General features: G+C 67.0%; 13 protein-coding genes. 5 read left to right on the forward strand and 8 right to left on the reverse strand.

What is annotated here, in order from left to right:
• Positions 1 to 60 precede the first annotated feature (60 nt).
• Genes ACV7NO_RS10665 through ACV7NO_RS10675 form a run of 3 tightly spaced genes read left to right on the forward strand, consistent with a single transcriptional unit; the run spans position 61 to position 2,233 of the window.
• Positions 61 to 1,203: a bifunctional 2-C-methyl-D-erythritol 4-phosphate cytidylyltransferase/2-C-methyl-D-erythritol 2,4-cyclodiphosphate synthase gene (locus ACV7NO_RS10665; protein WP_463405975.1), complete on the forward strand. Its 1,143-nt coding sequence runs from the start codon at positions 61 to 63 to the stop codon at positions 1,201 to 1,203.
• Positions 1,200 to 1,724 (forward strand): hypothetical protein, encoded by a 525-nt coding sequence (locus ACV7NO_RS10670; protein ID WP_463405976.1) that lies wholly within the window; start codon positions 1,200 to 1,202, stop codon positions 1,722 to 1,724. The genes ACV7NO_RS10665 and ACV7NO_RS10670 overlap by 4 nt, the downstream gene beginning before the upstream one ends.
• A complete protein-coding gene (locus tag ACV7NO_RS10675; protein ID WP_463405977.1) occupies positions 1,721 to 2,233 on the forward strand; it encodes a CinA family protein in 513 nt (170 codons plus the stop codon). The genes ACV7NO_RS10670 and ACV7NO_RS10675 overlap by 4 nt, the downstream gene beginning before the upstream one ends.
• On the opposite strand, the gene ACV7NO_RS10680 is transcribed toward ACV7NO_RS10675, so the two are convergent.
• Together ACV7NO_RS10680 and lipA are read right to left on the reverse strand one after the other, a co-directional pair.
• Complete coding sequence (locus tag ACV7NO_RS10680; protein WP_463405978.1) at positions 2,185 to 2,652, reverse strand: type II toxin-antitoxin system RatA family toxin; 468 nt, start codon at positions 2,650 to 2,652, stop codon at positions 2,185 to 2,187. The two genes, ACV7NO_RS10675 and ACV7NO_RS10680, sit on opposite strands and share 49 nt — an antisense overlap.
• Before the next feature lie 36 nt (positions 2,653 to 2,688).
• Entirely contained in the window at positions 2,689 to 3,645 is a 957-nt protein-coding gene (gene lipA / locus ACV7NO_RS10685; RefSeq protein ID WP_463405979.1) for a lipoyl synthase, read from the reverse strand.
• A 165-nt stretch (positions 3,646 to 3,810) separates the two neighbouring features.
• On the opposite strand from lipA, the gene ACV7NO_RS10690 reads away from it, so the two are divergent.
• On the forward strand, positions 3,811 to 4,440 hold the full coding sequence (locus ACV7NO_RS10690) for a carbonic anhydrase (RefSeq protein WP_463405980.1): 630 nt from the start codon (positions 3,811 to 3,813) through the stop codon (positions 4,438 to 4,440).
• Here ACV7NO_RS10690 and ACV7NO_RS10695 read toward each other — a convergent pair.
• Positions 4,437 to 5,210 (reverse strand): polyphosphate kinase 2 family protein, encoded by a 774-nt coding sequence (locus ACV7NO_RS10695; RefSeq protein ID WP_463405981.1) that lies wholly within the window; start codon positions 5,208 to 5,210, stop codon positions 4,437 to 4,439. The genes ACV7NO_RS10690 and ACV7NO_RS10695 overlap by 4 nt on opposite strands.
• A gap of 17 nt (positions 5,211 to 5,227) precedes the next feature.
• Complete coding sequence (gene aspS / locus ACV7NO_RS10700; RefSeq protein ID WP_463405982.1) at positions 5,228 to 7,045, reverse strand: aspartate--tRNA ligase; 1,818 nt, start codon at positions 7,043 to 7,045, stop codon at positions 5,228 to 5,230.
• Positions 7,046 to 7,231: 186 nt separating this feature from the next.
• Here aspS and rnd point away from each other — a divergent pair, with 186 nt between their 5' ends.
• Entirely contained in the window at positions 7,232 to 8,407 is a 1,176-nt protein-coding gene (gene rnd / locus ACV7NO_RS10705) for a ribonuclease D (protein WP_463405983.1), read from the forward strand.
• Between the two features lie 49 nt (positions 8,408 to 8,456).
• Here the strand turns inward: rnd and ACV7NO_RS10710 are convergent, their stop codons facing one another.
• From ACV7NO_RS10710 to ACV7NO_RS10725, 4 genes are read right to left on the reverse strand one after another with little or no spacing between them, the layout of a single operon-like run.
• Positions 8,457 to 9,914 (reverse strand): Ppx/GppA phosphatase family protein, encoded by a 1,458-nt coding sequence (locus ACV7NO_RS10710; RefSeq protein ID WP_463405984.1) that lies wholly within the window; start codon positions 9,912 to 9,914, stop codon positions 8,457 to 8,459.
• A complete protein-coding gene (locus ACV7NO_RS10715) occupies positions 9,914 to 12,064 on the reverse strand; it encodes an RNA degradosome polyphosphate kinase (RefSeq protein WP_463405985.1) in 2,151 nt (716 codons plus the stop codon). Before ACV7NO_RS10715 ends, ACV7NO_RS10710 begins: the two co-directional genes overlap by 1 nt.
• The gene (locus ACV7NO_RS10720) at positions 12,061 to 12,690 is read right to left on the reverse strand and encodes an HdaA/DnaA family protein (protein WP_463405986.1); all 630 of its coding nucleotides are present in this window, start codon (positions 12,688 to 12,690) and stop codon (positions 12,061 to 12,063) included. Before ACV7NO_RS10720 ends, ACV7NO_RS10715 begins: the two co-directional genes overlap by 4 nt.
• A complete protein-coding gene (locus ACV7NO_RS10725; protein ID WP_463405987.1) occupies positions 12,687 to 13,925 on the reverse strand; it encodes a heavy-metal-associated domain-containing protein in 1,239 nt (412 codons plus the stop codon). The genes ACV7NO_RS10720 and ACV7NO_RS10725 overlap by 4 nt, the downstream gene beginning before the upstream one ends.
• Positions 13,926 to 13,929: the final 4 nt, after the last annotated feature.

The raw sequence follows: 13,929 nt of genomic DNA on the forward strand, positions 1-13,929 counted from the left end.
AACAGGCAGCTACGCGAAACCCGCTTGGCTGGCAAGCGCCTGCTACGCTAGGCGGATAGGATGTCGACCACCAGAACCGTCGCCCTGATCGTTGCCGCCGGCCGGGGGGATCGCACGGGCGGCGCGATACCGAAGCAATATGCGCGCGTGGGCGGTCGCGCGATGCTGGCATGGAGCCACGCCGCATTGTCACGCCATCCCGCGATCGACGAGGTGGTCGTCGTGATCGGTGCGGGCCACGAGGCGCTGCTGGAAAACGCCGTTCCGGGCGCGCGTCGCGTCACCGGTGGCGCGACGCGGCGCGCTTCGGTGGCGGCAGGGCTTGCGGCGATCGATACGGCGGATCGGGTCCTGATCCACGATGCGGCCCGCCCGTTCGTTTCTTCGGCGGTCATCGACCGGCTCCTGGCGGCGCTGGACACGCGGGACGGTGCGGTGCCGGCGTTGCCGGTCGCCGATACGCTGGCGCGCGGCGATGCGTCGCTCGGCGATGTCGTGTCGCGCGACGGTCTTCATCGTATCCAGACCCCGCAGGCGTTCCGCTTCGCCACGCTGGTCGCGGCGCATCGCGACTGGTTGGGGGGCGAGGCCACCGACGATTCGCAGATGGTACGCGCGCTTGGCGGATCGGTCGCGTTGGTGCAGGGCGATGCGATGCTCGAAAAGGTCACCTATCCCGAGGATTTCGCTGCGGCCGAGGGACGGTTGCACTGGGAAACCCGTTCCGCATCCGGGTTCGACGTCCACCGTCTGGAGGATGGCGAAGAACTCTGGCTTGGCGGCGTGCTGATCCCGCATAACCAAGGCCTATCGGGCCATAGCGACGCCGACGTCGCGCTCCACGCGATCACCGACGCCTTGCTCGGCACGATCGCCGCGGGTGATATCGGTACGCATTTTCCCCCGAGCGATCCGCAGTGGAAGGGCGCAGAGTCCGGGCAATTCCTTCGGCATGCGGCCGCGCTGATCGCGGGCAAGGGCGGCGTGATCGGCTTCGTCGACCTGACCCTGATCTGCGAAGCGCCAAAGATCGGGCCGCACCGCGCGGCGATCCGTGCACGGGTCGCGGACCTGCTCGCGCTGTCGACCGATCGAGTGAGCGTGAAGGCGACGACCACCGAGACACTGGGGTTCACCGGGCGCGGCGAAGGCATCGCTGCGCAGGCCATCGCGACGATCCGCCTGCCGATGGTGCAGCCATGATCCGCGGCGCCATGCTCGCGCTACTGGCGATGCCACAGGTCGCGGCCGCGCAATCGCCGTGCCTGACGACGCGGGAGGCCGAAGCGATCGCGCTGGTCGCGATGCCCGACATCATCCGCGAGACTGGTCGCGTGTGCACCGCCCTGCCCGCGACCAGCCTTGTCCGGCGCGGATCGGGGCCGTTCATCGCGAAATATCAGGTGGAAGCGGATCGCGCGTGGCCTGCGGCGCGCACCGCGATCGCCAGGCTGAGCGATCCTCAGGTGTCGCTTCTGCTCCAGTCCGATTATGCGCGCCCGTTGCTGACCGCGATCGCGGTGCCGCAGATCGTTGGCCGGATCCGGCCCGCGGATTGCCCGACGCTCGACCGGCTCGTGACCCTGCTCGAACCGCTGCCGCCGAAGAATACCGCCGGCATCGTCGTGGCGACGTTGCAGTATCTGAAAGCCGAAAAGGCCCGCGGCAAGGCGAACGCTGCCGGTACGCCCGATCTTCCCGTCTGTGCGGCGGCGCGGCAATGACCGGCGGCGTCCTCCCCGCCGAACTCGTCACACTGGCCGACCGGGTCATCACCGCGAATCGCATCGCCGGCCGCCGGATCGCGGTCGCCGAAAGCTGTACCGGCGGGCTCGTCTGCGCCGCGCTGACCGAGATCGCAGGATCGTCCGACGTGTTCGAAGCGGGATTCGTCACCTATTCCAACGCGGCGAAACATTCCGCGCTGAAAGTCAGTACGGACGTGATCGAGACGTTCGGCGCGGTGTCGATCGCGGTCGCGTGGAGCATGGCGCAGGGCGCGATCGAGGCGACGGGCGCCGACGTCGCGGTGGCGATCACCGGGGTCGCCGGGCCGGGTGGCGGGACGGCGAAGAAGCCGGTCGGCACCGTCGTCTTCGCGCGAGCCGAGAAGGGCGGCGATCCGTCGGACGTCGTGGCGGACAAGCACCAGTTCGGCGAGATCGGGCGCGGCGCGATTCGCCTTCAGGCGGCGCTGTGCGCGCTCGAACTGCTATTGCCGGACGGTGCGTAGAGCGCCTTCGCCCGATCCTCGAACGCGCCGATCATCTTGCGCAGCGCCATAGAGAAGACCTGTCCCGCCAGCATCTCGAACACGCGGTTCTTGAACGCGAAATCGACGGTGAAATCGACGAAGCAGCCGTCGCCGTCAGGGCGGAAACGCCAGTCGTTGTGAAGATATTTGAGCGGGCCGTCGATATACTCGACATGAATGGCTTCCGCGCGGGCCTTGGTCACCTTCGACGTAAAGGTCTCGCGCAGCCCCTTGAAGCCGACGATCATGTCGGCCAGCGTCTCGGTCTCGCCATCCTTGCGGACGCGCATCGCGATCACCCAGGGCAGGAACTCGGCATACCGTCTTACGTCAGCGACCAGATCGTACATCTGTTCGGGCGTATAGGGCAGCCTTCGTGTTTCGCTGTGCTTGGGCATCGATCCGTCACGCCAGCAGGAGCTGGCGTCCCCCGCTTATGACGACACCCCGACGCCTGCCGGAGCGGCGGACGCCGTGCGGCCCAGCTTGGCTTCGCGATTGGCGCGCATCTTCGCGAAATCGTCGCCGGCATGATAGCTCGAGCGCGTCAGCGGAGACGAGGCGACGAGCAGAAACCCCTTCGCGCGTGCGATCGCGGCGTAGGCGTCGAACGCCTTCGGCGTAACGAAATCGATCACTTTCGCATGCCGCGGCGTCGGCTGGAGATACTGGCCCATCGTCAGGAAATCGATGTCGGCGGAGCGCATGTCGTCCATCACCTGATGCACCTCGAGCCGCTCCTCCCCCAGCCCGAGCATCACGCCGGACTTGGTGAAAATCGACGGATCGAGCCGCTTCACGCTCTCCAGCAGGCGCAACGACGCGTAATAGCGCGCGCCGGGGCGGATCGTGGGATAGAGCCGCGGCACCGTCTCGAGATTGTGGTTGTAGACGTCGGGCCGCGCCGCGACGATCATCTCGACCGCCGCCTCGTGCTTGTTGCGAAAATCGGGTGTCAGGATCTCGATCGTCGTGACCGGGTTGGCGCGACGGATCGCCTCGATCACCTTTACGAACTGCTTCGCGCCGCCATCGGGCAGGTCATCGCGATCGACCGAGGTGACGACGATGTGCTGAAGCCCCATTTGCGCCGCCGCGTCGGCGACGTTGTTCGGCTCCATCGGATCGACCGCGCGGGGCATCCCCGTCTTCACGTTGCAGAACGCACAGGCGCGCGTACACGTGTCGCCCAAAATCATCACGGTCGCGTGCTTCTTAGACCAGCATTCGCCGATGTTCGGACACGCCGCCTCTTCGCACACCGTCGTTAGGCTCTTGGCGCGCATCAGTTCGCGCGTCGCGGCGAACCCGGCGCTGGTCGGCGCCTTCACCCGGATCCAGTCGGGCTTGCGCTGGCGTTCGGGACGGGCGAGCGGGGACATCTCGTTCATGCGGATGCAGATAGCCACCGTGCCCCCGTCGCACAATGCCCTGACTTGGCCAGCGGAACGCGACCGGCGCTGGGACTAGGTCAGCATTGCTGCATGGTGGGAACCGTTCGGTTCCATCAATGTTAGCAAACGGGCAACAGGACAGTTCCGAGCATAGGGATACAGATGACCGATTTCTCCAACCTGATCGACGGCTATTACCGGTTTCGCGGCGGCGAGTGGCTGGAGGAGCGCGAACGCTGGGGTGAACTCGCGACGGGTCAGAAGCCGAAAGTGATGATTATCGCATGCTCCGATAGCCGCGTAGAGCCAGCGACGATCTTCGGATCCCGGCCCGGTGAAGTCTTCGTCGTACGCAACGTGGCGAACCTGGTTCCGCCATTTGATGAAAGCGGCGGGCTTCACGGTGTGTCGGCCGCGGTCGAGTTTGCGGTCGTGAAGCTCAAGGTCGAGGAGATCGTCGTGCTAGGCCATGGCGCGTGCGGCGGTGTTAACGCAGCCCTGACCGGCAGCCTGGCGGGTTCGAAGCCCGGCGAGGGCGGGTTCGTGGCGGAGTGGATTGGCCTACTCGACGAGGCGCGTGACCGCGTTCTGGCCGAGCACGGCAATAGCGATGCCGGACAGCGTGCGCTGGAACAGGAGGGCGTGAAGGTGTCGATCGAGAACCTCAAGACCTTCCCGTTCATCCAGGAAGGCCTCGACGCTGGCACCCTGAAGCTGCGCGGCGCAGTGTTCGCGATCGCCGACGGCAAGCTGCGCGTCCTGGAAGACGACGGCGCGTTCGTCCCCGCCTAGATCACGCCGGCGGACTTAGCCGCTGCGACGACCTCCGGGTTGAGCAGCGGCGGGTCCATCGATACTTCCCGTTCCAGCGCATCCGCCACTGCGGCCAGCGCAGCGATGCGGGCGGCTTTCTTGTCGTTGCCGTCGATGACGGTCCAGGGCGATACGGCGGTATCGGTCTGCGCGAACATGTCATGCATCGCGCCGAGATAGGCGGTGCGCTTGTCGCGGTTGCGATAATCGTCGAGCCCCGTCTTCCAGCGCTTCCATGGATCCTCGATCCGAGCTTTGAGGCGCTTGTCCTGCTCCTTCTGCGAGACATGGACGAACAGCTTCACCAGCGTGGTCCCGCCATCGACGAGGCGCTTTTCGAACGCGTTGATCTCGTCATAGGCGCGCGCCCATTCGGCGTCGGTCGCATAGCCCTCGACGCGCTCGACCAGGACGCGGCCATACCAGCTGCGGTCGAAGATCGCGATGTTCCCGGGCGTGGGCATCCGCGTCTCGAACCGCCAGAGATAGTCGTGCGCCTTTTCGACCTCGTCGGGCGCGGCGATCGGATAGACCTCGAAATGTCGCGGGTCCCAGGTCGCGGTAAGGCGCTGGATGACGCCACCCTTCCCCGCCGCATCCCAGCCCTCGAGCATCACGACGGCGGCGCGGCGGTGGATGATATGCGCGACCTGAATCCGCTCCAGCCGGTCCTGGAGCGTTTTCAGGTCGCGCTTGTAATGGCCGTCATGGCTGCGGCGGGATTCGAAATCGGCAAGGTCGATCGTCATTCCGCCAGCCTATCCTATTATTCCGGCGCGACCAGCGTGTCCTTCGCCTTCGGGGCCGCCGCGGTGGAGCGCAGGTTGAGTTCCTTCAACTGCCGCTCCGTCGCGAAGTTGGGTGCGCCCATCATCAGGTCCTCCGCCTTCTGCGTCATCGGGAAAACGATGACCTCGCGGATGTTGGGTTCGTCGGCGAGCAGCATGACGATGCGGTCGATCCCCGGCGCAGAGCCGCCATGCGGGGGGGCGCCGTATTTGAACGCGTTGATCATGCCCGCAAAGTTCGTGTCGACATCGGCCTGCGTGTAGCCGGCGATCTCGAACGCCTTGTACATGATCTCGGGCCGGTGGTTCCGGATCGCACCCGACGACAGCTCTATGCCGTTGCAGACGATATCGTACTGATAGGCAAGGATATCGAGCGGGTCCTTCGTCTCCAGCGCGTCCATCTCTCCCTGCGGCATCGAAAAGGGGTTGTGGCTGAAATCGACCTTCTTGTTGTCCTCGTCATATTCGAACATCGGGAAGTCGACGATCCAGCAGAATTCGAAGCGCGACTGATCGATCAGCCCCAGCGTGTCGCCGACGCGCGTGCGTGCGAGGCCGGCGAGCTTGGCGGCCTGCGCGGCGGGGCCCGCTGCGAAGAAGATCCCGTCGTCGGGGCCGAGGCCGAGTGCATCGGCCATCGCGGTCATCTTGTCCTCGCCATGGTTCTTGGCGATCGGGCCGCCCCATTCGCCGCCCTTGCGCGTCGCGTAGCCGAGCCCCGCAAACCCTTCGGACTGCGCCCAGGCGTTCATGTCGTCGAAGAACTTGCGGCTGCGGTCTGCGGTGCCCGGTGCGGGGATCGCACGCACGATGTCGCCGGCCTCGACGATCGAGGCGAAACGGCCGAAGCCCGACCCAACGAAGTGGTCGCTGACGTCGGCAATCAGGATGGGGTTGCGCAGGTCGGGCTTGTCGTTGCCGTATTTCAGCATCGACTCGCGGTACGGGATCCGCTGGAACGGCAACGGCGAAACGGTGCGCCCCTTGCCCTGCCAGTCGGCGAACTGCTCGAACACGCCGTGGAGCACGGGCTCGATCGCGGCGAAGACGTCGTCCTGCGTGACGTAGCTCATCTCGAAATCGAGCTGGTAGAACTCGCCCGGCGACCGATCGGCGCGCGCGTCCTCGTCGCGGAAGCAGGGGGCGATCTGGAAATAGCGGTCGAAGCCCGCGACCATCAGCAGCTGCTTGAACATCTGCGGCGCCTGCGGGAGCGCGTAGAATTTGCCCGGATGGACGCGGCTGGGGACCAGATAGTCGCGCGCGCCCTCGGGGGACGACGCGGTCAGGATCGGCGTCTGGAACTCGGTGAAACCCTGGTCGACCATGCGCTTGCGGATCGACGCGATCACGCTGGAGCGCAGCAGGATGTTGGCGTGCAGCTTCTCGCGACGCAGATCGAGGAAGCGATAGCGCAGGCGGATGTCCTCGGGATACTCCGCCTCGCCCGCGACCGGCATCGGCAGTTCCTGTGCGAGGCTCTGGATCGTGACGCCGCGCGCGAACACCTCGATCGCGCCCGTCGCAAGGTTCGGGTTCGCCGTACCTTCTGCGCGCGCCTTCACCACGCCGTCGATCGTCACGACCGATTCGACGCGCAGCCCCTCGAGGATCGGCAACGCGGGCGAATCGCTGTCGGCGACGATCTGGGTGATGCCGTAATGGTCGCGCAGGTCGACGAACAGCACGCCGCCATGATCGCGCTTGCGGTGGATCCAGCCCGACAGGCGGACGGTCTCGCCGACGGCTTCGGCGGTCAGCGCGGCGCAGGTGTGGGAGCGGTAGGCGTGCATGGTCTATCCTTCGTCATCCCCGCGCAGGCGGAGATCCATCACCCGACACCGGATCCATGCACCTGCCCGAACTTGCGGGAGACGGATCCCCGCTTTCGCGGGCATGACGGGAGAAACAGCAAGGCGGGCCCCTCCCCTTTCCATCCCCTCTTTGTCAAGGCGCGCGCGCATGGCTATGGCGGTGGCATGCATATCCACCCGTTGATTACAGACAGCGCCACGCTCGCCAATCTGTGCGCCCGCCTCGCCGATGCCCCGTTCGTGTGTGTTGACACCGAATTCATGCGCGAGAGCACCTTCTACCCCGAACTGTGTCTGATCCAGATCGCGGACAGCGAGGAAGCCGCCGCGATCGATCCGATGGCGCCGGGGATCGACCTGAAGCCGCTGCTCGACCTGATGACCGAGAACGAGGATGTGCTGAAGGTCTTCCACGCGGGCGGACAGGATCTGGAGATCGTCTACAACCTGACGGGCAAGACGCCCTATCCGCTGTTCGACACGCAGGTGGCGGCGATGGCGCTGGGTCAGGGCGAGCAGATCGGCTATTCCAACCTAGTCGACAGCTGGCTGGGGATCGTCGTCGACAAGGGCGCGCGGTTCACCGACTGGTCGCGCCGGCCGCTCGATGCACGGCAGATCGAATATGCGATCGGCGACGTGACGCATCTGGCGAAGATCTTCCCCAAGATGCTCGAGCGGCTGAAGAAGACAGGGCGCGGCGCGTGGCTCGACCAGGAGATGGAGCGGCTGGGCGATCCCGCCAACTATGCCAACGATCCTGATCTTGCGTGGAAGCGCGTTCGAATCTCCGGACGCAAGCCCGAGGTGCTGGGGCGGCTAAAGGCGATCGCGAAATGGCGCGAGCTGGAGGCGCAAGGGAAGGACCTGCCGCGCGGACGCATCGTCAAGGACGAGACGATCGCGGATCTGGCGGGCCATCCGCCGAAGAAGCAGGCCGATCTGGCGCGCGTGCGCGGGCTGTCGGCGACATGGGCGGGCAACGAGATCGGTGCGCGGCTGATGGCGGCGATCGACGGCGCGCAGCCGCTGTCGGACGACGAAATGCCCGCACGCGAGGATCGCAAGCCCGGGCTGGGCAAGGAAGGCGCGCTGGTTGCGGACCTGCTCAAACTGCTGCTGAAGATCCGCGCGCGCGATATCGACGTGGCGCCGCGACTGCTCGCACGCGGCGACGATCTCGACGCGCTGGCGGCAGGGACACGATCCGGGCTGTCGATCCTCGAGGGTTGGCGCTTCGACCAGTTCGGGCGCGATGCGCTCGACCTAGTCGAAGGGCGGCTGGCGTTCGCGGTGATCGGGGGCAAGTTGAAGATGACGCGGACGGAAGACGTCGCATAGTGCCGGACCCGGTCACGGGTTACCGGTCGAGTTGGCGCAGCTGACGATCCTATCCGCCCAGAACCGCGCGCCTGCCTAGCGCGGCGGCCAGCGCCTTCAAGCGCTTCTCGACCGATTCGCCCCACAGCGCCCGGTCGCCCGCCTCTCCACCGAGCGCGAGCGTCGTCGCGTCCAGCACCAGTCGCGTCCGCTGCAACGGGGCTGCGACACCGCCAGACAGACGCTGCGCCAGGCGAATCGCGAGGCCCCATGCAGTCGCCCGGACGAGATCGGCCGGATCGACGAGCCGCTCGATCGGATCGGGATAGGGTCGCGCGGCACCGAGACTCGCCGCGATCGCTGCCGCGACCATCCCCCGCCCGCGCGCGTCGATCGCGACCCAGTTCCCGTGGAGCGCGATTTCGACCCCGCGTTCGACCCGGAACTCGGGGTTGGCGCGCCAGCTGGTGTCGGCAAGAAGGCACGCGGCATGGCGCAACCGCGCATCTGCAGGGACCTCGCCGGCGAACAGCGGGGAAATCCATCGATCGAGGACATCGCCATGCTCGGCGAACCGGCCGAGCCGCTTGCCCTCGTCACGCGCGGCGACGATCAGCGGGTCTGCGCGACGCTCGACCGGGGATAGCGCCTCGTAGAGAAGCCCCTCGCGCAGGCCGAACGCGGACACCACCGTGTGGGTGCTGCCGAGCACGCGGAGCAAATGCGACAACAGGTCTGCCGCGCCCGCCAGAGTCGGGGCGCGACCGCTCGACAGATGCGGGATCGTCTTGAGCCACGCCTTGTCGACCGCCCGCAGCCGCTCTGCCAGCGCGTCGACCCGCGGCGCTGCCATCGCATAGCCGTGGAGCACGGGCATCGGATAGGCGCGCTCGTGGATGTCGAGGCGCGCGAGCGACCGCCACGAGCCACCAACGAGGTACAGCGGCAGACCGGTGCCCGCCCCGAGCCAGCCGGCCGCCGACAGCGTCTCGCGGACATGCTTGAGCATCTGTCCGCGCGTGCGCTCGCGGATCGCGGCAAGGCGCAGCACGCCGAGCGGGAACGATGCGCGATCGCCGATCTCGCCCCCCTCGACACGCACCAGTTCGAGGCTGCCGCCGCCCAGATCGCCGACGATGCCGTCCGCGTCGGGGATCGCGGACATGACGCCAAAGCCCGCGCCGCGCGCTTCCTGTTCGCCCGACAGCAGTTCGACGTCGAGGCCTGCCGCCTCGGCCGCCGCGATCAGTTCGGCACCGTTGGCCGCGTCGCGCACCGCCGCGGTCGCGACGGTACGGACGCTCGTTGTGTCCATCTCGCGCGCGAGCATCGCGAACCGGGTGAGCGCACGTCGGGCGCTCGCCATCGCCTCGTCGTCGATCGCACCGCGCGCCGCGAGGCCACGGCCGAGACCAGCGAGCACCTTTTCGTTGAACAGCACGGTCGGCAGCCGCGCCGGCCCCTGATAGACGACGAGGCGGATCGAGTTGGAGCCGATATCGATGATCGCGGTGCGGGGCGCCCGCATCAACGACGCCGGAGCGACAACGTGGGCACCGACTGGAGCGCGGCCCCGCGGCCCGAGAGCGACGGGTTGGTCATGAAGTAGCGATGCAGGTTGAACGGCCGCTCGCCGGGCGTCTCACGGACATACTCGCCATCGCTCTGTAATTCCCAGCTCTGCTCGTTGTCGATCAGGTTCGCGACCATCACCTGATCGAGGATCTGGTCGTGGACGGTCGGGTTGTCGATGGGAAGCAGATACTCGACGCGCCGGTCGAAATTGCGCGGCATCCAGTCCGCCGAGGAGATGTAGACCGTCGCGCCGTCGTTGGGCAGCGCGCGGCCGTTACCGAACGCGAAGATCCGGCTGTGCTCGAGGAAGCGCCCGATGATCGACTTAACGCGGATGTTCTCCGACATGCCGGGCACGTTGGGGCGCAGGCAGCAGATACCGCGGATGATGAGATCGATCTCCACCCCCGCGCCGCTCGCCTCGTACAGTTTCTCGATGATCGCGGGATCGACGAGGCTGTTCATCTTCGCCCAGATCGACCCGGCCCGGCCCGCCTGCGCGTGCGCGATCTCGGTGTCGATCGCCTCGACCAGCCTGGCGCGCAGGTTGCGCGGGGAGAGGCTGACGAGTTCCATGTCCTGCGGCTCGACATAACCGGTGATGTAGTTGAACATCTTGGCGGCATCGCGCCCGGCGCGCGGATCTGCGGTGAAGAAGCTGAGATCGGTATAGATGCGCGCGGTGACCGGGTGGTAGTTTCCGGTGCCGAAGTGGCAGTAGCTGCGGAACATCTCGCCCTCGCGGCGGACGACCATCGATACCTTGGCATGCGTCTTCCACTCGACGAAGCCGTAGATCACCTGGACGCCCGCGCGTTCGAGCGCGCTGGCCCAGAGCAGGTTCTGCTCCTCGTCGAACCGGGCCTTGAGCTCGACCACGGCGGTGACCGACTTGCCAGCCTCGGCCGCCGCAATCAGCGCGTTGATGACCGCGGACTGCTTGCCCGCGCGGTACAGCGTCTGCTTGATCGCGACGACATCGGGGTCCTGCGCCGCCTGCTTGAGGAAGGCGAGAACGACGTCGAACGATTCGTACGGGTGGTGGACGACGATGTCCTTGGAGCGGATCGCGGCGAAACAGTCGCCGCCGAACTCCCGGATCCGCTCGGGAAAGCGCGGGGTATAGGGCGGGAACTTCAGGTCCGGCCGATCCTCCTCGACCAGCCTGTCGAGATCCTCGATGCCAAGGAAGCCCGCGCTTTCGATGATGAGCGTATCGGTGCCGCTCAGTTCGTCCTTGAGCACATCCGCGAGTTCGTCGGGCACGCCCGCTTCCAGCTCCAGCCGGATGATCCGGCCACGGCGGCGGCGCTTGATCGCGTTGGCGAAGTAGCGGACCAGATCCTCCGCTTCCTCCTCGATCTCGATATCGCTGTCGCGCAGCACGCGGAACAGCGCGGCCTCGCCGACCGTGTAGCCGGGAAACATCTTGTGCGCGAAATGCTTCATGATCGATTCGATCGCGACATAGCGCGACGCCTCGCCGGGCAGCCGTACGAAGCGCGGCATGCCGGGTGGGAGGATCACGAGCTCGCGAATCGGTTCCTTGTCGGCATCGCGAACCAAGTCGAAGATCAGCCCCGATCCCTTGTTGGGGATGAACGGGAACGGGTGTGCCGGATCGAGCGCCTGCGGCGTCAGCACCGGAAACATCTGGTCGCGGAAATAGGTGTCCAGGAACGCTTCCGCTTCGCCATCGAGCCGGTCGCGCTTGAGCACGTCGATCCCTGCCCCGAAGAGCTCGCGGCGCAGGTCGCGCCAGACCGCCTGCTGGCTGGCGAGCAACGCATCCGCCTGTGTCGTGATCGCGCTCAGCTGCTGCCCCGCGGTCAGCCCGTCGGCGGAGCGCGCGTCGACGTCCTGCGTCTGCTGCCCCTTCAGCCCGGCAACGCGGACCATGAAGAATTCGTCGAGATTGCCGCCCGAGATCGACAGGAAGCGCACGCGCTCCAGCAACGGGTGCGACGGATTGCACGCCTCTTCCAGCACGCGCCGGTTGAACGCCAGCCACGACAGCTCGCGATTGAAATACCGATCGTTTGCGGTCGGTTCGAAGGGATCGTCGTCGTCGAGATGCGGGACGATCGGCAGGGGACGGGTCATCGGACCTCTGGGTCTGGAGTACCGGGGATCAACGCGGCGGCGGCAAGGACGGTCCGCGCGAGAGGAATCGTGAGGCGCTTGCGCGTTTCCATCACTTCCTGGTCGAGCGCGTCGATGGTGCGCAGGACGGCGAGATGGCTGCGCTCGATCCGCGCCACGAGCCAGTCGAGCAGGTCAACGCGCGCATCGAGCCCGCGCTTCAGGAACTGGCGTTCGAGCAGCATACGCATCAGCGCATCGTCGGGCGCGCCGATCGTAGCGATCGGGCTGGCGGCTAGGCGCGAGCGCAGGTCGGGCAACTTCACCGTCCATTCGGGCGGCGCCGCGTCGGCGACGATCACCAGCGGGCGCCGGTCCGCCTGCGCGCTGTTCCAGGCGTGGAACAACTCGGTCTCGCTGCGCACGCCGGCATCGTCGACGATCGCGCCCCCGCTCTTGGCGGCAAAGATCCGCGCGAGCAGGCTGCGCCCCGATTTGCGCGGCCCCGTCAGCACCGCGGTCATGACAGGCCAGGTCGCCCAATGCTCCAGCATCTGCGCGGCGCGGGCGTTGGAGGGCGTGATGAGGAATTCGTCGTCGCGCGGATCGGCGGGCCATGCGAGCGGCAGCGCGATCTGCTGGCTCATCCCGCGGTCGCGTTGTCCGGGGCGATGTCTGGCGGCAGCAGTTGCGGCGCGCGGCGGATACGGATCGTCGTGCCGCTGCCAAACACCTGCCAGCCCCGCGCCTCCAGCGCCGACTTCAATACGTCCGGCGCGCCGTTGAAGCCGACGCGCATGAGCGACAAGCCGCCGAGCGCGAGACTCGAAGTCGCGGCCGAGGTGACTCCAGGCACGCCGCGCATCGCACTCTCGACATTTGCGACCGCGCTCGCGGTCGGCGTGTCGAACTGGATCGTCACCACGCTGGCACCGGGCAGCACCGCCGCCGGCGTGGCGAGCGGATCCTCTGGCAGCGCCTCCTCGACCGGCGTCTCGGAGGGTGGCGTGTAGGACAATCCCGGATCGGGGCGGAGATAGCCCGAGCGGAGCGCGCCCTGATACGCATCGTCCATCCGCTTGACCCCGGCATCGAGCAAGGCGGGCAGCCCCGCGGCGTTGCCGACCCGTAGCGTGAACCGGGTCAACACGCGGTTGTCCGGCCCCTGCCGCGCCTCGAACGCGCCGATCACGGGACCGCCGGGCCATTGCCGGTACAGCCGCACCGTGGGCATCAGCACGTCGCTGGCCCCATATTGATCGAGAATCGTCCGCCACCAGCCGCGCCCGGGTCGCCCGGTCTGCCCGACGTTGAGCAACAGCGCGTCCGCCCCTGCCCCGCTCGGGCGGATATAGTCGATGCTGCTGTTGCCGGTGCGATAGCGCGCCCAGGCCTCCTGCCACGCCGTGCGCTGTTCGAAGACCTGTCCGCTGCCGCCCTGCCATATCACCGGTATGACGAGCATCGGTGGCGATCGCATGACATAGTTGGCGATGCCGAGGATCGACCCCGCGCGTGCGCGATTGAACAGCACCCCCAGCTTCGCGATGTAGCGCGTCGGCCCGATCTGTTCGTTCTCGACCACAATTCCCGAAACGAGCGAGTCGAGGGTTCCGTCGGAGATGAGCCCTCCGCCCCCACCCAGCCGCTGCGACAGTTGCTGCCAGGCCTTGCGTTGCGCGACGCGCCAGCCACCGAAGCGTGCGGCATCGGCGGTCTTCGCGGCGACGTCGACGGTCACGCCATTGACCTCATAGTCCCCCGAACTGTCGATCGGCGCGACGCCGCGCCCGCTCCCCTCGATCTGCGCGACGAGCGCGCCGGCGCCGCCCAGGACGAGCGCTGCACCGGCGGCGGCGAGAAAAGGGGTACGCAAACGCATGTCG

This window comes from Sphingomonas sp. Ell38C01 (assembly GCF_055231975.1).